Here is a 19,409-nt window from a genome sequence, read left to right as displayed (position 1 = left end):
GGCGGTCGCGGCCTACAGCCGTTCCAGCAGCTGCCGCCGCATCAGCTTGCCGTTGCTGTTGAACGGCAGTGCGTCGACGGCAATGATGCGGCCCGGGTGCTTGTACGGCGCAAGCTGTTCGCGCAGATACCGGCGCAGCGCGGTTTCGTCGAGCGGTCGGCCGCCGTCGAGTTCGACGAACGCGACGACGGCCTCGTTGCCGTCCGCTTCGCGCTGGCCGACGACGGCCGAGTTGCGGATGCCCGGGAAGCGGTTCAGCGCCTGTTCGACTTCGCCCGGATACACGTTGAACCCGGAGCGGATGATCATCTCCTTGAGCCGGCCGACGATGAACAGCGCGCCGTCGTCTTGCAGCTCGCCGAGGTCGCCCGACGCATACCAGCCGCCGTCGCGCATCACGGCGGCCGTGGCCTGCGGATCGCGGAAATAGCCGGGCATCAGGCCGACGCCGCGCAGCCAGATTTCACCGCGCTCGCCGGCCGGCAGCGGGCGGCCGTCGGCCGGATCGACGATGCGCAGCTCGGCGCCCGGGAACGCGTAACCCGCGCTCGTATCGGCGCGCGCTTCGCCGAGGCGCGTCGCATGCAGCGAGCCCGCGTACTCGGACAGCCCGTAGCCGTGATGCAGCGTCTGCCCGAACAGCGCCTCGACCTGCTGCTTGAGCGCGAGGTCGAGCGGCCCCGCGCCGGCATACAGATAGCGCAGGCAGGGTGCGTTGGGACGCGCGATGCGATGTTCCGCGCAATGCCGCAGCAGCCGCGAGAACAGCATCGGCGGCCCTTGCACCTGGCTCACGCGCCGCCGTGCGAGCGCGTCGAACAGTTCCGCCGGCTCGAACTGCGCGCGCATTTCGAGCGCCGCGCCCGCATGCAGCGACGCGAGCAGCACAGTGCCGAGGCCGAAGATATGCGTCATCGGCGCATACGCGTAGACGCGGTCGTCGGGGCCGAGCGCGCGCGATTCGGCCGACACGCGCGCGAAATGCAGCACGCCGCGGTGCGTCATCATCACGCCCTTGGGTGCGCCGGTGGTCCCCGACGTGAAGATGATGGCCGCCACGTCGCTCGCGAGCGGCTCCGGCTCCGGCCGCGCCGCCGCACGCGCGGCGCTGCGCGCGAGGCCGCTGACGCACGACGGGCGCGCGTCGTGCCGCGCCGCGTGCGCGCCGGCCGCCGACGAAACGCCCGACGTGAAATACAGCACGCGCGCGTCGGCCTTGGCGGCGAACGCATCGACTTCTCCGGGCGCCATGCGCGCATTGACGCCGCACGACCATGCGCCGAGCCGGCTGCATGCGATCAGCAGCGCCGCATGTTCGGGGCAGTTCTCGGCGACGACCAGCACGCGGTCGCCGCGGCGTACGCCGTCGGCGCGCAGCTCGCCTTCGAGCCGGTCGGCCAGCGCGCCGAGATCCGCGTAGCTGAGGCTGCGGTCGGGCAGATGGATGAACGGGCGCGCGGGCGCCTCGGCTAGCCAGCGATCGAGCAGTTCATGAATGCGTTCGGCCATCTTCGATGTCTCCTTGTCCTCGCATACGATGCGCTCGGCGCGGCGACCGCGCAATACGCGCGCAGCCGTCTCACGCGAAGCGCAGCAGATCGTCGACGGCGGCACGCGTGGTGCGGAACTGGTTCACCGGATGCGCGTCTTCCGCATAGCCGAATGAAATGCCGCAGATCATGTGCTGCGTGTCGGGAATGCCGAAATACTCGCGCACGAAGTGGGCGTGGCGCGCCAGCGCGCCTTGCGGCGTGGTCGCCACGCCATGCGCATAGGCCGCAATCAGGAACGACGACACGAAGCCACCCGCGTCGACGAGCGCATACGGGCCGAGCTCGGCCGGCACCGTGACGATCGCCACGTGCGGCGCGTCGAACAGGCGGAAGTTGCGCAAGGCCTGCTCGGCACTGCGCTCGCTGTCCTTCGGCCCGATGCCGAGCGCCGAGTAGAGCGCGAGGCCCGCGCCGCGCCGGCGTTCGCGATAGACGCCTTCGTAGCTCGGCGGGAACGGCAGGTCCGATTCGTTGTCCGGATGGTCGGCGACGCGCTGCATCAGTGCCTGCCGAAAGCGCTCGGTGCTTTCCGGCGTTTCGGTGACGACCAATTGCCACGGCTGCACGTTGCACCACGACGCCGAGCGGCCGGCCATGCCGACGATGCTGCGGATCAGTTCTGGATCCAGCGCGATGTGCCGATACGCGCGGCAGGTGGAACGGCCGCTCGTCAGGCGATCGAGCGCGACGAGTTCGGGAGAGGGCGATGTCATGTCTACGGTCCTTGCCAGTGCCCGGCCCGCGCGCTGCGAGGCGCGACGGGCGCGGGCGGAAAACGGCGGCGAGCAGCGCGCCGGCGCTGCTCGTCCACGTCAGATGAACGTCTGCTGCGCGCGCAACGCCTCGATGCGCGCGTCGGGCAGCCAGTCGCGCAGCGCGGCGATCGCGTTGTCGGTCGTCGGCGCCGCGGGCGGTTCGGGCCGCACGGCCGGCGTGCGCGAAAAACGCGGGCCGGGCGCAGGATGCGTGACCCCGTCGAGCTCGACGAAGGTGCCGCGCGCCTTCACGTGCGGATGGTGCGGCGCTTCGTCGAAGTCGAGCACGGGCGCCACGCACACGTCGAGATGGCCGAGCAACTGCGCCCACTCGTCGCGCGTGCGCTCGCGGAATTTTGCGGCGAGTACCTGCTTTGCTTCGGGCCATTGCGCGCGGTCCATCTGCGCCTGCAGCGCCGGATGGTCCTGCAGCCCCAGCTGTTCGAGCAGCAGCCGGTAGAACTTGTCCTCGATGGGCCCGACGCTCACGTACTTGCCGTCGGCGCACGCATATACCTCATAGAACGGCGCGCCGGTGTCGAGCAGGTTCGTGCCGCGCGCCTTGTCGAGCATGCCGGCTGCATGCAGGCCCATCGTCACCGTCATGATCGACGCGACGCCGTCGACCATCGCCGCATCCACGACCTGGCCGCGCCCGGAGCCGCGCGCTTCGAGGATGCCGGCGAGCAGCCCGAAGGCGAGGTAGAGCGAACCGCCCGCATAGTCGCCGAGCACGTTCAGCGGCGGCGTCGGCGCCTGCCCGGCGCGGCCCATCGCATGCAGCGCGCCGGTGACCGAGATGTAGTTCAGGTCGTGCCCGGCCACCTGCGACAGCGGGCCGTCCTGCCCCCATCCGGTCACGCGCCCGTACACGAGGCGCGGATTGCGCGCGAGGCAGGGCTCGGGCCCGAGGCCGAGGCGCTCCATCACGCCGGGGCGAAAGCCCTCGATCAGGCCGTCGGCTTGCTCGATCAGTTCGAGCACCATCTCGACGGCGGCGGGATCCTTCAGGTCGACGCGCACCGACTTGCGGTTGCGCAGGCCGAGGTCGAATTCGACGGGGCGCGGCGCGCCGAGCCCCGACGGTTCCTTGCGGTCCACGCGGATCACGGTCGCGCCGAGATCGGCGAGGAACATCGCGGCCAGCGGGCCGGGGCCGATGCCCGCGATCTCGACGATCCGGACGCCGGCGAGCGGGCCGTGGCGGGATGGTGCAGCGGACATGATCAGATCACCCCCTCGTCGCGCAGTTGTTGCAGGCGATCCTCGGGCAGCTTCAGCAGCCCGCGATAGATCTCGTCGTTGGCGGCGCCGAGTTCCTGCGCCGGCTGGTCGAACTGCACGGGCGTCTGCGACAGCTTGATCGGCAGGCCCATGCCCATCGCGTCGACGTCGGCGAGTCCCGGGTGCTCGAGCCGCACCACCGCGCCGCGTTCCTGCAGCACCGGATCCTTCAGCACGTCGAGCGGCGAGCGCACGGGCGCGGCCGGCACGCCGCGCCGGACCTGCAGTTCCTCGACGACTTCCGCGGTGCTGTGCCGGCTCGTCCACGCCTCGATGATCGCGTTGATCTCGGCCGCATGCTTCATGCGCGGGCCGCGCGTCGCGTAGCGTGGGTCCGTGACCATCTCGGGGCGGCCCACGGCTTCCATCAGGTTGCGGAACCAGTCCGGCTGGAACGCCACCATCGCGACGTGGCCGTCGCGCGTGCCGTAGACGCCGAACGGCACGAGGCGATCCTGGAAATTGCCCGAGCGCTTCGAATAGCCGTGCTTGAGGAACACGTCGAAGTGCTCTTCGGCCACCAGCGACGACAGGCAGTCGAGCATCGACACCTGCACGCACTGGCCCACGCCGGTGCGGCCGCGGTGGATCAGCGCGGCGAGGATGCCGTTGACGGCGTACAGCGGCGCGATCAGGTCGGCGATCGGCAGGCCGGAGCGCGTCGGCGGGCCGTCGGCGAAGCCCGTGACGTCCATGATGCCCGACAGCGCCTGGACGATGATGTCCATGCCCTTCAGGTTCTTGTACGGGCTCGGTTCGCCGAACGCCTTGATCGACGCATAAATGATCTTCGGATTGACCTCGCGCACGCTGTCGTAGTCCACACCCAGTCGCGCGGTGACGCCTTCGCTCGCGTTCTCGATGACGACGTCCGATTCCTTGACCAGTTCCATGAACAGCGCCTTGCCCTGCGCCGATTTCAGGTCGAGCGTGATGCTTTTCTTGTTGCGCGCGCGATTGAGGACGGTCAGCGACACCTCGTCGTCGCCCTTGACGCCGAAATGGACGCCGTCCTTGCCGACGTACGGCGGATTATTGCGCGCGATGTCGCCCCCGCCGGGCGATTCGATCCGGATGACTTCCGCGCCCATGCCGCCCAGCAGCAGCGATCCATAGGGTCCGGCCAGGGCCACGGTCAGATCGAGTACGCGGATCCCTTCCAACGGTCTTGCAGCTGACATGCTTGTCTCCTGAGGCGGGCGCGCGACCGGGGCGCAGCCCGCAGACATGGCTTTTATGCCGGTTCGACGGCCGGCGCTTCCCGTTTCGGGGAACGCCGGCGCATGGCCGGCTTCAGTACGATTTCGGCAAGCCGAGCTTGCGCTCGGCAATGTTCGACAGAATGAGTTGCGGGGTGACAGGGGCAATGTAGCCGATCCACGCCTCGCGCATGAAGCGCTCGACGTGATATTCCTTCGCATAGCCGAAGCCGCCGTGCGTGAGGATCGACGTCTGGCACGCGTTCATGCAGGCCTCGGACGCCAGCAGCTTCGCCGCGTTCGCTTCCGAGCCGCACGGCAGGCCCTTGTCGTAGAGGTCCGCGGCCGCGAAGATCATATGGTTCGCCGCTTCGAGTTCCGCCCAGTTGCGCGCGAGCGGATGCTGCACGCCCTGGTTCTGGCCGATCGGGCGGCCGAACACGACGCGCTCCTTCGCATACTGCGTCGCGAGCTTGAGCACCGCGCGGCCGATGCCGATCTGCTCGGCCGCCACCAGCACGCGCTCCGCGTTCATGCCGTGGAAGATATAGCTCAGCCCCTTGCCTTCCTCGCCGATCAGCGCGTCCTTCGACACCGGCATGTCGTCGATGAACAGCTCGTTGGTATCGACGGCCGCGCGGCCGAGCTTGTCGATCTCACGGATCTCGACGTATTTGCGGTCGAGCTTCGTGTAGAACAGGCTCAGGCCCTCGCTGTGCTTCTTCACTTCCTCGATCGGCGTCGTGCGAGCGAGGATCAGCATGTGATCGGCCACCTGCGCGGTCGAGATGAAGACCTTCTTGCCCGACAGCAGGTAGTTGCCGTCGGGCTGCTTCTTCGCGACGACCTTCAGCTTGGTCGTGTCGAGGCCGGTGTCCGGCTCGGTGACCGCGAAGCAGGCCTTGTGCTCGCCGCGCGCGAACGGCGGCAGCCACGCCTTCTTCTGCGCGTCCGTGCCGAAGTGTACGACCGGCTGCAGCCCGAAGATGTTCATATGAATGGTCGATGCGGCAGCCTGCCCGCCGCATTCGGCGACCGTGCGCATGAACAGCGCCGCCTCCGTCACGCCGAGGTTGGCGCCGCCGACGTCCTCCGGCATGCAGATGCCGAGCCAGCCGCCGCTCGCGACGGCCGCGAAGAACTCGTGCGGGAATTCGTGGTTCTTGTCCTTGTTGCGCCAGTATTCGAGCGGGAAGTCCGCGCAGATCTTCTGCGCCGCATCGACGATCGCGACCTGGTCGGCGCTCAGTTGGTAGTCCATTTCCGGATCTCCTGCGGGAACGAGGTCAAGCCTGGGCGGCGGCGGGGCGCAGCATCATCAGGCCCGTGCGCACGGCGGTGCAGACGATCTCGTCGCGCTGGTTGCGCGCGACGTGCTTGAACGTGACGATGCCCGAATCCTTGCGGCTCTTCGACAGGCGCGTGTCGACGATCTCCGTCTCGACGCGGATCGTGTCGCCGTGGAAGGTCGGCTTCGGGAACGCGATCTCGCCGAAGCCGAGATTGCCGAGCGTCGTGCCGAGCGTGGTTTCGTACACGGTGATGCCGGCCACCAGCGCGAGCAGGAACATGCTGTTCACGAGCCGCTGGCCGTACATCGTGTTCTTGCTGTATTCGGCGTCGATGTGCAGCGGCGCGCAGTTGTAGGTCATCGCCGAGAACAGCACGTTGTCGGTCTCGGTCACCGTGCGGCGGATCGCATGCTCGATCACCATGCCGGGCTTGAATTCTTCGAAGTAAAGGCCTGCCATTTTCCGTCTCCTGAGTGTGGGGTGAGCGATCAGCGGTTGAACGACTGCGCGAGCGCGATGATTTCGCGCGCCGTTTTCGCATGCGCGATGTCGATGTGTTCGCCGTCGTAGATGCACGATGCGCGGCCTTCGGCCTGGGCCTTGTCGAGCGCGTCGATCATGCCCTGGTAGAACGCGACTTCCTCTTCGGTCGGGCTGTAGGTGCGGTTGACGATCTCGACGTTCGACGGATGCAGCACCAGTTCGCCGCTCATGCCGAGCTGGCGGTCGTTCGCCGACGAGACCTTGAGTCCTTCGAGGTCGTGCACCTGCTGCCAGACGCCGCCGATCGGCAGCTTGCCGGCCGCGCGCGCTGCCATCACGATGCGCGACTTCAGGAACTGCGTTTCGCGACCCTCGAGCGACCAGACGGTCTTGAGCGCGCGCGCCACGTCGGCGTTCTTGGCCGTCGCGCCGACGATCGCCGGCACGCGTTCGTGCTGCGCGATTTCATACGCAAGCTGCAACGAGCGGGCGGTTTCCAGCAGCGGAATCACCTTGGTGTGACCGACCTCGACGCCGGCGCGGTACTCGGCTTCGGCCAGCATCGACGCGACCGTATGGATGTCCTCCGGCCCGCATGGCTTCGAAATCACGATGCCCTCGACCACCGGGTTCACGATCGCGAGGATGTCGTCGAGGTCGTACAGGTGCGCGCTGCGGTTGATGCGCACCCAGATGCGCTGCTGCTGCTCGGCCAGCCACGCCAGCTTGGACCGGACGATCTCGCGCGCCTCGACTTTCTGGGCCGGCGGCACGCTGTCCTCGAGATCGAGGATCAGCGCATCGGCCCCGGACTGGATGGACTTCTCGATCCAGGTCGGCTTGTTGCCCGGAACGAAAAGAAAGGAACGGATCGGTTTCATCTGCGTCGTCATGACTGTCTCGGCCTGTTGATGGGATCGGCTGTTTTACCGTTAGGCGTTACCTAACAACTGGTAGTTAGTTTGATGCGCAAATGCCGGGACCGTCATTGGGGTTTATACCGAGGGCGATCGCTGTGACGCACCGCGGAATACGCCGGCTCGCGGGGCCAGGGCGGCGTGCGGCGTTGCGCGGTGCGGCGCAGCGCGGCGCGATCAGGGTCGCGCCGACGGCCCGACGCCGTGGAAGAAGATCGTGCAGAGCTGATCGGCGATCCGTTCCAGCGAGCCCTTCTGCGGGTTGAACCACGACTGGATCGAATTGATGCTGCCGAGGATGTGGATCCGTGCGAGTGCGATGTCGACGTCTTCGCGCAGGAGGCCTTCGGCGCGCAGGTCTGCGAGCAGCCCGTTCCAGAGCGCCTGGTGATGTTCGCGCCGGGTGACCTGCCGCGCGCGGATCGCGTCGGGCAACTGGCCGAGCAGCCGGCCGTGCGCAACCGCGAAATCGCCGTGCATGACGAGGCCGCGCATCTGCCCGAGCACGGCGGCGCGGAACCGTTGTTCGGCCGTCGCGTCGGGGCCGAGCGCGTTCAGGCGCTCGTTGAGGTGATGGAGGATGTGGGCGGCGCCTTGCTCCATCACCGCCTCGACCAGTTCTTCCTTCGACGAAAAGTGGTAGTAGATGCTCGCTGCCTCGATGCCGGCCTGATCGGCGATGTTGCGCATCGTCGTGGCCGAGTAGCCCTGCATGCCGAACGTGCGCGCGGCAAAACGGATCAGCGATTCGCGCGTCTCGCACGGATTGACGGAGTTCGACTTCGGTCGTTTTGCCATGCCCCTGCAGCCTGCCGATGGTGAGTCATGTCGACATACTAACAGTAGTTAGGTTGGCATCGGGCAGGCGGCATTCGTCGGACGAACGGCTTGCCGCGCGGAGGCGGTGAGCCGTTGGTTCGGGTTTCGGCGGCGGGCGCGCCGTCGCGCGCCTGCCGCGCCGCGTTACAGCTTGCTGACGAAGAACGGCGCCAGCACGGAGACGGCTTCGTCGACGTATTGCGGCACGTCGTACAGCGACATGTGGTTCGCGCCTTCGACCACATGGAAGTGCTTGTCGGCACTGGCCGCGCGCGCGAACAGGTCATCGCTCATCCACTTGCTGCCCGCGACGCTGCCGGCCACGATCTGCAGCGGCTGCGTGAGGAACGCTTCGGCCTTGTTATACGCGTCGTACGTAATGATCTGGTTGAGGCTGCGGGCGGTCATGAAGCCCGGTGCGTTCGGATGCTCGCAGCGTGGCGTGTGGTAGTACTCCCATGCTTCTGCCAGTTCCTGGTTCGGCGCATCTTCCTTGCGCATCGGCGCGAGCGGCAAGGTGGCGAGCTGCGCGCCCGACGCGTCGGCGGTGCGCGCCTGCGAACCGTGTGCAAGGAACGGAATCGCGTCGGCATCCTTGACGGTGTTTTCCCAGCCGTTGCGGAACATCGAGCCGATGTTGACCGCGCTGACCGTGCCGAGCGCCTTGATGCGGCGGTCGTTGATCGCCGCATTGGCCGCGTAGCCGCCGCCCGCGCAGATGCCCATCGCGCCGATCCGGTCGGCGTCGACGTACGGCAGCGTCGTCAGGTAGTCGATCACGGCGCTGACGTCTTCGGTGCGGATATACGGGTTCTCGAGCTGGCGCGGCTCGCCGGTGCTTTCACCCTGATACGACGCGTCGAACGCGATCGCGGCGAGGCCGTGCTCGGCCAGCTTCTGCGCGTACAGGCCGGCCGTCTGTTCCTTCACGCCGCCGCCCGGATGCGCGACGACGACGGCCGGATACTTCGCGTTCGAATCGAAGTCGGCCGGGACGTGGATGACGGCGGCCATCGTGATGCCCTGGCCGTTCAGGTTCCTGAAGTTGACTTTCTGCATGAGGACCTCGTGGAATGCAGCGAAAAAGGGGGGGCGCCATCGGCTTCGTGATGCGCACCGTCAGGTCGAATGGTAGGAAGCACGCCAGCCATCCACAAGCGCGGGCCGGCTACTACAGATGTAAGCCGGGCTTGACAATGAACGGCAGCCTGTCCCCCCGGAAGGTGATGCCCGGCGGCGCACGCCGTTCCTATCATCGGTTCCGTCGCGCATTCGATCAATGAATGCGACGAAACGGATCACAACCGACAGGAGACATTCCCATGACATCCATCATGTCGCGCCGCCCCCGGCATCGCGCCGGCGCCGCCGACCAACCGGCGAGGACCTCATGACTTCAACGCGAATGACAAGCCCTGCGCTGCATCTCGAACGCACGCCGGTGGACGGTATCTGCCCCGCGTGCGAATCGACGCGGCTCGCGCGCTATCCCGTGCATTCGGAAGGCGGCTGGTTCGACGTCGTGAAGTGCCAGGCCTGCCTGCATTCGATCCGGCGCGAGCCGGCGTCGCGGCTCGGCCCCGTGCTGCGCCTGCTGTCCGACACCTTGTAGGAGCGAACCCGGATGATTGCCATCGACGTAGGCGGTACCTTTACCGACGTGGTTTCGCTGCGGGACGGCCGCATCGAGACCGCGAAGATCTCGACGGACTACGACGACGTGACGAAGCCGATCCTGGCCGGCGCGCGGGAACTGAACGCCGCGGACGCCCGGGCGTTCAACCACGCGAGCACGCACGGCCTGAACGCCGTCATCACGCGCCGGCTGCCGAAGATCGGATTCCTGACCACCGAAGGCCATCGCGACATACTCGACATGGGGCGCGTCTGGCGTCCCGCGTCGGCGATTCTCGATCCGCGCTGGCGCCGCAGTTTCGGCGACGCGACGCGCCCGCTGGTGCCGCGCTATCTGCGTCGCGGCATCCGCGAGCGAATCCTCGCCGACGGCTCGGTGCTGTTTCCGCTCGACGAAGCGCAGGCGCGCGAGGAACTCGAGGTGCTCAAGCGCTGCGGCGTCACGGGCGTGTCGATCTGCCTGCTCAATTCATACCTGAATCCCGCCCATGAAATTCGTCTGAAGGCGCTCGTGCGCGAAGTCCTCGGCGACGTCGCCTGCTCGATCTCGAGCGAGGTATCGCCGCTCGCACGCGAGTATCCGCGCGCGTCGACGACCGTGATCGACACCTTCATGAAGATCATCTACGCGGACTACACCGGGCGGCTCGAGCACGGCCTGAAGGCGGCCGGCTTCAGCGGCGAGCTGAATTTCGCCGACTGCGCGGCGACGCTCGTGCCGGTGCGGCGCGCGATGGAGCAGCCATACCGCATCGTGTTTTCCGGGCCGTCGGCGGGCGCGATCGGCAGTGCGCACTTCGGCGCGATGATCGGCGAGCCGAACCTGCTGTGCGCCGACGTCGGCGGCACGTCGCTCGACATCAGCGTGGTCACGGGCGGCGCGCCATTCGTCAACACCTCGTTCGAGCTCGAGCACGACCTGGTGGTGAACGCGCTCGCGATCGACGTCACGGCGATCGGCGCGGGCGGCGGCAGCATCGTCGCGATCGGGCCGGCGGGCGAAATCCAGGTCGGGCCGGCCAGCGCCGGTTCGACGCCGGGGCCCGCCTGCTACGGGCGCGGCGGCACGCAGCCGACCACCACCGATACCTTCCTGATGATCGGCGTGATCGACGAGCAGAGCTTCGCGAACGGCGCGATCCGGCTCGACCGCGCGTTGTCACGGCGGGCGTTCGAGCAGCTCGACACGGCGTTCACGCTCGCACAGCGCGTGCGTTACGCCTACGAGATCGCGATCCACAACATCGCCGAAGGCCTGCTCAACGTGGCGATCAAGAACGGCATCGACCCGCGCGACTACAGCTTGATGGCGTACGGTGCGGCCGGGCCGATGCTGCTGCCGGGCGTGCTCGACACGCTCAGGTGCAAGCAGGTGATCGTGCCGCCGAATCCGGGCCTGTTCTCGGCGCTCGGGCTGCTGTCGGCCGACCAGGTGTTCACGGCCAGCCGCAGCCTCTACGCGATCCTCACGGCCGAACTCGCACCGCAGGTCGATGCGCTCTACGCGACGATGGAAGCGCAATTGCGCGAAGGGCTCGACGCCGATGCGCGCGTCACTTTCGAGCGCAGCTTCGACGCACGGCTGGCCGGCCAGAGCTGGGAGACGCCGTTCGTGCCGGCGCCGAACGGCACGATCGACGCGGCCGCGATCGAGACCATGATCGCCGCGTTCCATCGCAGCTACGAGACGCGCTCGGGCAACCGCTTCGAGTCCTTCCCTGTGCAGGGCGTGACGTTCCGCGTGCGTGCGGTGCTCGAGACGCCGAAGGTTGCCTATCCGGAACTGCCCGCGCGCGGCGCCGAGCCGCTGCGCCCGAGCGGGCGCACCACGCTGCGCTATCTCGGGGACCTGTCCGACGCGAGCGGCGAAGGGCGCCAGGACGCGGATGTCTATCGACGCGATGCGCTGCGTCGCGGCGACGTGATCGACGGGCCGGCCGTCATTAACGAAGGCTTGTCGACCACGCATATCGGCGCGCGTCAGTACGCGACCGTGGGCCGTTTCGGCGAAATGCTGATCCGCAACAAGGAATGAGCGCAACCATGAATCTCCAGACCGATATCGCCGCCGCTGCGCGCGGCGGCGACACCCGCGAGCGGATCCGCGCGCTGTCCGACGCGCAATTCCATGCGCGCTACGCGTGCGAGCGCTTCACCGCGACCGTGCTGATCAACCGGCTGCGCTACGCGGTCGAGCACATGTCGACTGGCTTCATGCGCGAAGCGTTTTCGCCGATCATCCGCGACTGGTACGACTTCGCATGCACCATCAGCGGGCCGCCGGAGATGGACTATCCGATGCCGGTCGTCAGCAACAGCCTCGTCGTGTTCCTCGGCACGATGGGCGACGCAGTGCGCAACGCGGTGCAGGAATACGGGCCGCACAACCTCGCGCCCGGCGACGTGCTGATCTGCAACGACCCGTACCGCGTCGGCACGCACGTCAACGACGTCTGCTTCATCCGTCCGGTGTTCGTCGACGGCCGGCTCGTGTCGTTCGTCAACATGCGCGCGCACCAGCTCGACATCGGCGGCGTCGTGCCGGGCGGTTTTTCGGCGACCAAGCGCAACGTCTACGAGAACGGCCTCGTGATTCCGCCGATGCTGCTGTGGTCGAAGGGCAAGCCGGTGCGTTCGACCTTCAGCCTGATCTTCGACAATTCGCGCTTCGGCGGCCTGCTGCTGCCTGACTTCCACAGCATCGCGCATCAGCTCGAACTCGGCGAGCGGCTCGTGCAGGAAAACATCGCCCGCTACGGCCTCGACGCGTATCTCGGCAGCCTCGCCTATGCGTGCGACGTCTCGGCCGAACGCATGCGCGACGCGATCGCGCGCATTCCCGACGGCGACTACACGGGTTCCGCGCTGATCGATGCGGACGGCGTCGACGACAGCCTCGACTATCGCGTCAACATTACGCTGCGCAAGCGCGGCCACCGGATCGAGGCCGATCTGTCGGGCAGCTCGGCGCAGGCGCGCTCGTCGATCAACTGCGGGATTCTCGATGCGAAGACAGCACTCGGCGTCGCGCTGACGTTGCTGCTCGATCCCGAAGCGCCGTTCACGTCCGGCACCTGGCGCGACATCGACCTGGCCGCGCCGGCCGGCACGCTGCTGACGTCGCTGCCGCCCGACGGCGCGATCATGATGTTCTGGGAAAGCAGCGGCGCGCTGGTCGCGGCGATCCTGAAGGCGCTCAACCCGGTGCTCGGGCCGAATGCGGTAGCGGGAGACTACGGCTCGACCAGTACCCATAACGCGTATGGCGTGACGTCGGCAGGCACGCCGTGGGCCAACGTCTGCCAGTGCGGCGGCGAGCACGGCCCCTGGGGCGCGACGAAGGAGGCGGACGGCGACAGCTACACGGTCTTGCTGACGCTGAACAACCTCGACCCGGCGACGGAATCGATCGAGGCCGATTCGCCGGTCGTGCTGCTGCGCAAGGAGCACGCGATCGACGGCGGCGGGCCCGGCACGCATCGCGGCGGCGCCGCGCACCTGAAGGACACGCTGTGGCTGACGGCCGCCGAGCACCATAGCGCGCCGTTCCGCACGCGCGAGCCGAGCGGCGTCGGTGCGAACGGCGGCAGCGCGGGGCCGTGCGGCGGCGTCTGGTTCTTTCCGCCAGCACCGGGCGAGGACGGCCGCCCGCACGCGCTGCTTGGCACGGAGCCGGACGTCTATGCGGCCAGCACGCCGGTCGCTGGCGTGCTCGACCCGGAGCGCAAGGTGCTCGATCCGCAGCGCGGACGCTACCACTACTATGCGAGCCAGCCGGTGTGGCGCACAGCACCGGGCGCGATATCGCGCTACATCACGAACGGCGGCGGCGGCTGGGGCGACCCGTTCGCGCGCGATCCGGCGAAGGTGCTGGCCGACGTGCGCGACGAGTACGTCAGCGTCGCGGGTGCGGCGCGCGACTACGGCGTCGTGGTGACGGGCGATCCGCGCCGCGACCCCGAAGGGCTGCGCATCGACGAAGCGGCGACACGGCGCCTGCGCGCAGCGCGCTGACGACGTTTGCATGTGTTGCAACGGCCGGATCCGGCGATCCGGCCGTACACTTACCTTGCCGAGCGACGTACAGGAAAACACCAGCTATCGAACGCCGATCCGAATACCTAACATGCGATAGGTCCGGCTTCCGTCCCGCGCACGATCTGCGGGCGCGGAGCCGGATCGCGTTGAATCCATCGTGTTGGGACAGACGGAGGCGAGCTTGTCCGCTGCGGCAATCGGATCGAACAACCCGCTCGACAGCCTGATCGGCGCGATCGGCAGCGCGGCGTTTCCCGAGCGGGCCGGCGCGTCGCTGCGCGCGCTGTGCGGCGCGGAGCTCGCGTTCATTTTCCGTATCGTCGATGCGCGTCCGGTCGAGTTCGTGTCGATCGGCTGCGACGGTTCCGATCGTGTCGAGCACGTGCGCAATACCTATCTCGGCGGCCGATGGTGGCAGTTCGACGACGAGATCAACGAACTCGGCTCGAGCAGCGGCGATGCCTGCCGGCTGCTGAAGACGGACTTCAAGCTGTCGGCGCCGCCGCGCCTGCGTCAGACGCTCTACGGGCAGCTGAACATCCGCGACCGGGTGCTGATGTGCGGCCGCGTCGGCGGCGACCCGCTGGTGCTCGGCATCACGCGCTCGGAGCAGCTCGGCCCGTTCGAGACGCGACAGGTGGATGTGCTCGGCGAGCGTGCGGCGACCCTGCTGTCGATCGTCGCCCGGCATTACGACCTCGCGATGCGCGCGCGCCGGCTGCCGGGCCTATTGACCGACCTCGCCGAAATCGAACGGCAGGTCGCGCTGTCGGGCGAGCGGCTGACCGCGCGCGAAACCGAGGTGTGCGCGCGCTATCTGTACGGCTTGCCGACGGCCGGAATCGCCGCCGATCTCGGCATCGGTACGGAGACCGTCGTCACGTACCGGAAGCGTCTTTACGAGCGACTGTCGATCGGCAGCCACCGCGAACTGCTGCTCTGGTATCTGAACGTCTGCGGTCGTTTGCAGTGAAGGCGCGCGTTTCGGCCTTTCACGGTTCGCGCACGGCATCCACAGTACGGAACGAATTCGCCGCACGAATTGACTTGCGTTCGCGCTGGAACGAGGCTGGCTCAGATCGCGTCCGGCCGTGCGCGACGCCGTTGCCGGCTTAGACGTCGCGCCGCGCCCGCCGCCGGACACCAGAACATATTCAGCGTCGCGGCGGCCAGGACCGGCCGTGCGGCCAGGAGACAGACGATGCGGGTCCGCCGTGGTCCGATGGACGGTGCGCCGGGCATCGTTCACGGATGGATGGCCTATGGACTCGCTCTCGGATGTGCTTGCGCGGCTCAAACCGCACAGCCAGTTCTATGCGGGACTCGACGCGGCGGGCGAGTGGTCGTTCGCGTTTCCCGAATATGAGGGAATCAAGTTCGCCGCCGTACTGCACGGCGCATGCTGGGCCGTGATCGAAGGCGTGGCGCAGCCGGTCCGCTTCGAGAAGGGCGATTGCTTCCTGCTGAACAGCCGGCGCGGCATCGTGTTGTCGACCGACCTCGCGCTCGAGCCGCAGGATTCGACGGCGATCATGGATGCGGTCGCGCGCGACGGCATCGCGGTGCACGGCGGCGGCGGTGACGTGCTGCTGATCAGCGGCTTCTTCGCATTCTCGGGCGACCATGCCGCACTGCCGTTCGATGCGCTGCCGCCGCTCGTCAGCGTGCCGCGCGCGTCGAGCCAGGCAGAGGTGCTGCGCTGGTCGCTCGACCAACTGACCGCCGAGCTGCGCGACCCGCAGCCGGGCGGCGCGCTGGTGTCGAACCATCTGCTGCACCTGATGCTCGTGCAGGTGCTGCGCCTTCATCTGGCGGCCACGCCCGCCGGCTGGTTCATGGCACTGTCCGACCCGCGGATCGGCGCGGCCATCAGCGCGATCCATGCGGAGCCCGCGCGCCACTGGACGCTCGACGAACTGGCGCGCATCGCCGGGCTGTCCCGAACCGTCTTCGCGCAGCGTTTCAAGCGCCTCGTCGGCGCGACCACGATCCACTACCTGACGCGCTGGCGCATGCTGATCGCGGCCGACCGGCTGCGCGCCGGGCACGAGACCATCGCATCGATCGCTTTCTCGCTCGGCTACGAATCGGAAAGCGCATTTTGCACGGCCTTCAAGCGAACCATGTGCTGCTCGCCGACGCAGTATCGCCGTCAGGCGCGCGCGGCAGATCCGTACGATCTCGAAACAGAAGCGCACGGCGGCGATAGGTCCGAGCGGCCGGGCAAAAATAACATGACGCTGTGTCCGATCTAGATCGCCGCGCTTCGCCACGCTGCTTCTGTCCGGGCACGCATCAACCTATAACGGGAGACAACCGGCATGACCTCCAGCGATTCCAGCCTCGACGCCGCACTGCGGCGACTCGTCGATACCGACGCGATCCGCACGCTGATGTCGAAGTACTGTCACGGCATCGACAAGCACGACGAGGCGCTGTTCATGAGCATCTGGGCCGACGACGGCATCTACGAGCTGCCGCGCGGACAGACGGCCGGCATCGACGGGATCCGGCAGCTCGTCCACAAGGTCTGGCGCGAGGTGCCGAAGTGCCACCATCACATCACCAATCCGCTGATCGAGATCGATGGCGATCGCGCGACGGCGGCTACCGACGTGATCTATTACCGGCAGACCGACGACGGCGTGCTGCAGCTGCTTTCGGGAACCTATGCCTTCAGGTTCGCGAGGATCGCCGGCGCATGGAAGACGACGTATCTGAAATTCTCCAGCTTCGGCACGGTCAGCCCTGTCTTCAAGGAAAACATCGGCGGGTGAGGGTGTAATCCGCCGGAGAAGCGGGCGGTCGTGACGAACCGCCTCGCGACTAGCAACAAACCTAATGATTCGGATACCGATGCAGTTATCAAAATGAAGAAGGAGACACCGAATGACCGAACATGCACTCGATGAATCGCAATGCTTGCCGCAAGGCTTCGAGGAACTCGCCCCGTTCCTCGCGGACTGGAACGCGCCCACCTCGCACGAGCGATGGATTCGGCGCGCGGCGATGCCTTACGCCGAGATCGTCCGCTTCTACGACGCGATGTTCTCGCGCGCGGAAGAGGCGACACGCTATCTCGAGCAGTTCCCGCTCGACGACATGCCGGCACCGGCGAACAACCTGTTTCGCCTGCTGCTGTCGCTGTGCCACGCGTCGGTCGCCGTCGAAATGCACGAGGCGCCGAGTATTCGCCACGCGCCGGCCGAGCATGCGCTGCGGATCGTAACCGGCTTTCAGCCGCACGGTTGAGAAGCGACCGATCGTCCGTCGCAGTGGACGGCCTTCATTCATCAGCAGGAGTCAGCATGAATCATCCGACCGATTTCAATCCGGGCCTGACGCGTGCCGTCGGCCTCGGCACCGACGCGATGCCTACCTCGCTCTATACCGACGCGGCGCAGTTCGAGCTCGAACGCAAGCAGATTTTCCGACGCGCATGGCTCATGGTCGGGCGTGTCGAACGCATTCCGAATCCCGGTGATTTCTTCGTGAAGGACCTCGCGGTCGTCGATGCGTCGATCATCGTCGCGCGCGCGGCGGACGGCAAAGTCCGTGCGTTCCACAATGTCTGCGCGCATCGCGCGAACATCGTCGAATATCGCGCGTCAGGCAACGCGAAGCGTTTCGTCTGCCGCTATCACAGCTGGAGCTACGACAACGCCGGCGCGCTCGCGAACGTTCCCGACGAAGCCGGCTTCTTCGGCCTCGACCGGAAAAAATGCGGGCTGACACCAGTCGCGCTGGAGATCTGGGAGGGTTGGATCTTCATCAACGTGGCGCCGGAGCCGGAAGTCACGCTGCGGGAATTCCTCGGGCCGGTGGCCGACGCGCTGGCCGGTATCGAATACCAGAATCCCGATCATCCGATCGTGCTGCGCGGCGAGTTCAAGGCGAACTGGAAGGCCGTCGCCGAAAACTTCAGCGAGGCCTATCACGTCGCGTCGATTCATCCCCGGACACTGGCGCCGTTCTACACCGGGCCGGCCAGTCCGTTCGGGCGCCCGATCAGCGTGCGGCTTCACGGCCCGCACCGCTCGATGTCGTGGTGGCTGAACCCGCTCGCGCAGCCGTTCGCCGATTCGAAGGTCGGGAAATGGCTGTTCTCGGCCGACCACTCGGTGACGGGCACGCGCAAGGCCGGGCAGACCAATTCGGTCGTCGAGCACAAGCACGTGAATCCGACGAAGGACGCGAACTGGGCGAGCGACGTCAACTGGTTCTTTCCGAACTGGCATCTGCAGATTTCCGCGAACCAGTTCTGGACGCACGAATTCTGGCCGACCTCGGCATCGACGACCGTCTGGGAAGCACGCTTCTATTACAAGAAGGCCGCGACCGTGCGCGATCGGCTGCAGCTCGAGCACTTCACGTCGCAGATCACCGATTCGATGCTCGAGGATCTCGGCAACATCGAGAGCATGCAGGTCGGGATGGCATCGGGCGCGAAGCCCTTCGTTCATTTCAACGAGAGCGAGGTGCTGTGCCGGCATTCGCTCGAACAGGTCGTCAAATGGTCGAACGCCGTGACGATGAAGGATGCGCTCGCGTAGGTCGGCCCGATTTCAGCTATCCAGTGCGGTGAAAAGGAGGAGAACGATGGGAACGAGAATTCTGTGGCAGGCCGAAAACCGCTCGAACGATGCGGACTTCGAGGGGGTGACCGAAACCTATGCGGCGATGCTGAAGTTCGCGCATCAGGTTGCGAGGCCCGATACCGAGATCACGCTGCGCTACATGGAGGAAGCGCCGCGTTCGTTTGCGAATAATCTGATCTACCCGCGCGCGGTCACGAAGGTGCAGGTCGTCAACCGCGTCGTCGAGGCCGAGCGCGAAGGATTCGATGCGGCGCTGGCCGGCGTCTGCATCATCGACGCGTATTCGCAGGAATGTCGGCAGACGGTCCGGATGCCGGTACTCGGCGGCGCGGAATCGACGATGCTGATGGCGCAGCTGGTCGGCAAGCGCTTCGCCTGGGTGACGATCGCGCCGTCGTTCGTCGAGCCGTTCGAAGCGCATATCCGTCAGCACGGCTGGGCGGATCGCGCGATTCGGGACCGGCCGGTGCGCGCGCTCGACCCGTCGTGCTGGCTGGCGATCGTCGACGCGGCGAAGGGGCGGCCCGAGCGCTGGATCGAGATGTTCGACGAGGCCGCCCAGGCCTGCGTGCGCGACGGCGCCGATACCGTGCTGTGCGGCTGCAACCCCGGCGGCGCGTTGCTGGGGCTGGCCGGCTATCGCGAGGTGCGCGATACGGGCGTGCCGGTGATCATGGGGCCGGCGGCGATGGTGAAACTGGCCGAAGCGATGGTCGACCTGCGCAGAAGCCTCGGCCTGACCAAGTCGGAGGCCGTGACCGGCGCGTATCGGACGACGCCCGCTCATATCCTCGAAGAACTTCAGGCAATGGGGAAGAAGCTCGTCGCTTGAAGCC

General features: G+C 67.1%; 18 protein-coding genes. 9 read left to right on the top strand and 9 right to left on the bottom strand.

Translation table 11 applies throughout. The features are described 5' to 3' along the window. Positions 1-12: 12 nt before the first annotated feature. The 9 genes from WS57_RS16960 to WS57_RS16920 form a co-directional block, all read right to left on the bottom strand. A complete protein-coding gene (locus WS57_RS16960; RefSeq protein WP_069245438.1) occupies positions 13-1,509 on the bottom strand; it encodes a class I adenylate-forming enzyme family protein in 1,497 nt (498 codons plus the stop codon). Between the two features lie 70 nt (positions 1,510-1,579). After that, on the bottom strand, positions 1,580-2,266 hold the full coding sequence (locus WS57_RS16955) for a nitroreductase family protein (RefSeq protein ID WP_059602330.1): 687 nt from the start codon (positions 2,264-2,266) through the stop codon (positions 1,580-1,582). Between the two features lie 99 nt (positions 2,267-2,365). Next, on the bottom strand, positions 2,366-3,532 hold the full coding sequence (locus WS57_RS16950) for a CaiB/BaiF CoA transferase family protein (protein WP_069244581.1): 1,167 nt from the start codon (positions 3,530-3,532) through the stop codon (positions 2,366-2,368). A gap of 2 nt (positions 3,533-3,534) precedes the next feature. After that, positions 3,535-4,773, bottom strand: coding sequence for a CaiB/BaiF CoA transferase family protein (locus tag WS57_RS16945; protein ID WP_009691438.1), 1,239 nt, complete (start codon positions 4,771-4,773; stop codon positions 3,535-3,537). Positions 4,774-4,885: 112 nt separating this feature from the next. Beyond that, positions 4,886-6,052 carry an acyl-CoA dehydrogenase family protein gene (locus tag WS57_RS16940; RefSeq protein WP_009691437.1) on the bottom strand — a complete coding sequence of 389 codons (1,167 nt, stop codon included), beginning with the start codon at positions 6,050-6,052 and terminating at the stop codon, positions 4,886-4,888. A gap of 25 nt (positions 6,053-6,077) precedes the next feature. Beyond that, positions 6,078-6,542 carry a MaoC family dehydratase gene (locus tag WS57_RS16935; RefSeq protein ID WP_027785836.1) on the bottom strand — a complete coding sequence of 155 codons (465 nt, stop codon included), beginning with the start codon at positions 6,540-6,542 and terminating at the stop codon, positions 6,078-6,080. A gap of 29 nt (positions 6,543-6,571) precedes the next feature. After that, a complete protein-coding gene (locus WS57_RS16930) occupies positions 6,572-7,459 on the bottom strand; it encodes an HpcH/HpaI aldolase/citrate lyase family protein (protein ID WP_069244580.1) in 888 nt (295 codons plus the stop codon). 201 nt (positions 7,460-7,660) lie between these two features. Beyond that, complete coding sequence (locus WS57_RS16925) at positions 7,661-8,281, bottom strand: TetR/AcrR family transcriptional regulator (RefSeq protein WP_059602336.1); 621 nt, start codon at positions 8,279-8,281, stop codon at positions 7,661-7,663. A gap of 165 nt (positions 8,282-8,446) precedes the next feature. Then, positions 8,447-9,361, bottom strand: a complete 915-nt coding sequence (locus WS57_RS16920) for an alpha/beta hydrolase (RefSeq protein WP_069244579.1) — start codon at positions 9,359-9,361, stop codon at positions 8,447-8,449. 331 nt (positions 9,362-9,692) lie between these two features. Here WS57_RS16920 and WS57_RS16915 point away from each other — a divergent pair, with 331 nt between their 5' ends. The 9 genes from WS57_RS16915 (at position 9,693) to WS57_RS16875 (ending at position 19,405) form a co-directional block, all read left to right on the top strand. Next, positions 9,693-9,914, top strand: coding sequence for a hypothetical protein (locus tag WS57_RS16915; protein WP_035956503.1), 222 nt, complete (start codon positions 9,693-9,695; stop codon positions 9,912-9,914). A 12-nt stretch (positions 9,915-9,926) separates the two neighbouring features. After that, the gene (locus tag WS57_RS16910) at positions 9,927-11,972 is read left to right on the top strand and encodes a hydantoinase/oxoprolinase family protein (RefSeq protein WP_069244578.1); all 2,046 of its coding nucleotides are present in this window, start codon (positions 9,927-9,929) and stop codon (positions 11,970-11,972) included. A gap of 8 nt (positions 11,973-11,980) precedes the next feature. Further along, positions 11,981-13,951: a hydantoinase B/oxoprolinase family protein gene (locus WS57_RS16905; RefSeq protein ID WP_069244577.1), complete on the top strand. Its 1,971-nt coding sequence runs from the start codon at positions 11,981-11,983 to the stop codon at positions 13,949-13,951. Positions 13,952-14,156: 205 nt separating this feature from the next. Further along, the gene (locus tag WS57_RS16900; protein ID WP_009691427.1) at positions 14,157-14,948 is read left to right on the top strand and encodes a helix-turn-helix transcriptional regulator; all 792 of its coding nucleotides are present in this window, start codon (positions 14,157-14,159) and stop codon (positions 14,946-14,948) included. A 289-nt stretch (positions 14,949-15,237) separates the two neighbouring features. Beyond that, on the top strand, positions 15,238-16,230 hold the full coding sequence (locus WS57_RS16895; protein ID WP_009691426.1) for an AraC family transcriptional regulator: 993 nt from the start codon (positions 15,238-15,240) through the stop codon (positions 16,228-16,230). A 66-nt stretch (positions 16,231-16,296) separates the two neighbouring features. After that, positions 16,297-16,752, top strand: a complete 456-nt coding sequence (locus WS57_RS16890; RefSeq protein ID WP_009691425.1) for a nuclear transport factor 2 family protein — start codon at positions 16,297-16,299, stop codon at positions 16,750-16,752. A 112-nt stretch (positions 16,753-16,864) separates the two neighbouring features. Next, positions 16,865-17,227, top strand: a complete 363-nt coding sequence (locus WS57_RS37645) for a hypothetical protein (protein ID WP_009691424.1) — start codon at positions 16,865-16,867, stop codon at positions 17,225-17,227. A 56-nt stretch (positions 17,228-17,283) separates the two neighbouring features. Next, positions 17,284-18,528 (top strand): aromatic ring-hydroxylating oxygenase subunit alpha, encoded by a 1,245-nt coding sequence (locus WS57_RS16880; RefSeq protein WP_069244576.1) that lies wholly within the window; start codon positions 17,284-17,286, stop codon positions 18,526-18,528. A 46-nt stretch (positions 18,529-18,574) separates the two neighbouring features. Continuing rightward, a complete protein-coding gene (locus tag WS57_RS16875) occupies positions 18,575-19,405 on the top strand; it encodes an aspartate/glutamate racemase family protein (RefSeq protein ID WP_009691421.1) in 831 nt (276 codons plus the stop codon). The last annotated feature ends 4 nt before the right edge of the window (positions 19,406-19,409 follow it).

The organism is Burkholderia pseudomultivorans, from assembly GCF_001718415.1.
GTDB lineage: Bacteria > Pseudomonadota > Gammaproteobacteria > Burkholderiales > Burkholderiaceae > Burkholderia > Burkholderia pseudomultivorans_A.
Note: the sequence above shows the minus strand (reverse complement) of the source record. Positions and strands in the feature narration are given on the sequence as shown.

Bases quoted from the DNA above. Each gene is read 5' to 3' on its own strand.
- WS57_RS16960 (WP_069245438.1), bottom strand. From the start codon at position 1,509: ATGGCCGAACGCATTCATGAACTGCTCGATCGCTGGCTAGCCGAGGCG.
- WS57_RS16955 (WP_059602330.1), bottom strand. From the start codon at position 2,266: ATGACATCGCCCTCTCCCGAACTCGTCGCGCTCGATCGCCTGACGAGC.
- WS57_RS16950 (WP_069244581.1), bottom strand. From the start codon at position 3,532: ATGTCCGCTGCACCATCCCGCCACGGCCCGCTCGCCGGCGTCCGGATC.
- WS57_RS16945 (WP_009691438.1), bottom strand. From the start codon at position 4,773: ATGTCAGCTGCAAGACCGTTGGAAGGGATCCGCGTACTCGATCTGACC.
- WS57_RS16940 (WP_009691437.1), bottom strand. From the start codon at position 6,052: ATGGACTACCAACTGAGCGCCGACCAGGTCGCGATCGTCGATGCGGCG.
- WS57_RS16935 (WP_027785836.1), bottom strand. From the start codon at position 6,542: ATGGCAGGCCTTTACTTCGAAGAATTCAAGCCCGGCATGGTGATCGAG.
- WS57_RS16930 (WP_069244580.1), bottom strand. From the start codon at position 7,459: ATGACGACGCAGATGAAACCGATCCGTTCCTTTCTTTTCGTTCCGGGC.
- WS57_RS16925 (WP_059602336.1), bottom strand. From the start codon at position 8,281: ATGGCAAAACGACCGAAGTCGAACTCCGTCAATCCGTGCGAGACGCGC.
- WS57_RS16920 (WP_069244579.1), bottom strand. From the start codon at position 9,361: ATGCAGAAAGTCAACTTCAGGAACCTGAACGGCCAGGGCATCACGATG.
- WS57_RS16915 (WP_035956503.1), top strand. From the start codon at position 9,693: ATGACTTCAACGCGAATGACAAGCCCTGCGCTGCATCTCGAACGCACG.
- WS57_RS16910 (WP_069244578.1), top strand. From the start codon at position 9,927: ATGATTGCCATCGACGTAGGCGGTACCTTTACCGACGTGGTTTCGCTG.
- WS57_RS16905 (WP_069244577.1), top strand. From the start codon at position 11,981: ATGAATCTCCAGACCGATATCGCCGCCGCTGCGCGCGGCGGCGACACC.
- WS57_RS16895 (WP_009691426.1), top strand. From the start codon at position 15,238: ATGGACTCGCTCTCGGATGTGCTTGCGCGGCTCAAACCGCACAGCCAG.
- WS57_RS16890 (WP_009691425.1), top strand. From the start codon at position 16,297: ATGACCTCCAGCGATTCCAGCCTCGACGCCGCACTGCGGCGACTCGTC.
- WS57_RS37645 (WP_009691424.1), top strand. From the start codon at position 16,865: ATGACCGAACATGCACTCGATGAATCGCAATGCTTGCCGCAAGGCTTC.
- WS57_RS16880 (WP_069244576.1), top strand. From the start codon at position 17,284: ATGAATCATCCGACCGATTTCAATCCGGGCCTGACGCGTGCCGTCGGC.
- WS57_RS16875 (WP_009691421.1), top strand. From the start codon at position 18,575: ATGGGAACGAGAATTCTGTGGCAGGCCGAAAACCGCTCGAACGATGCG.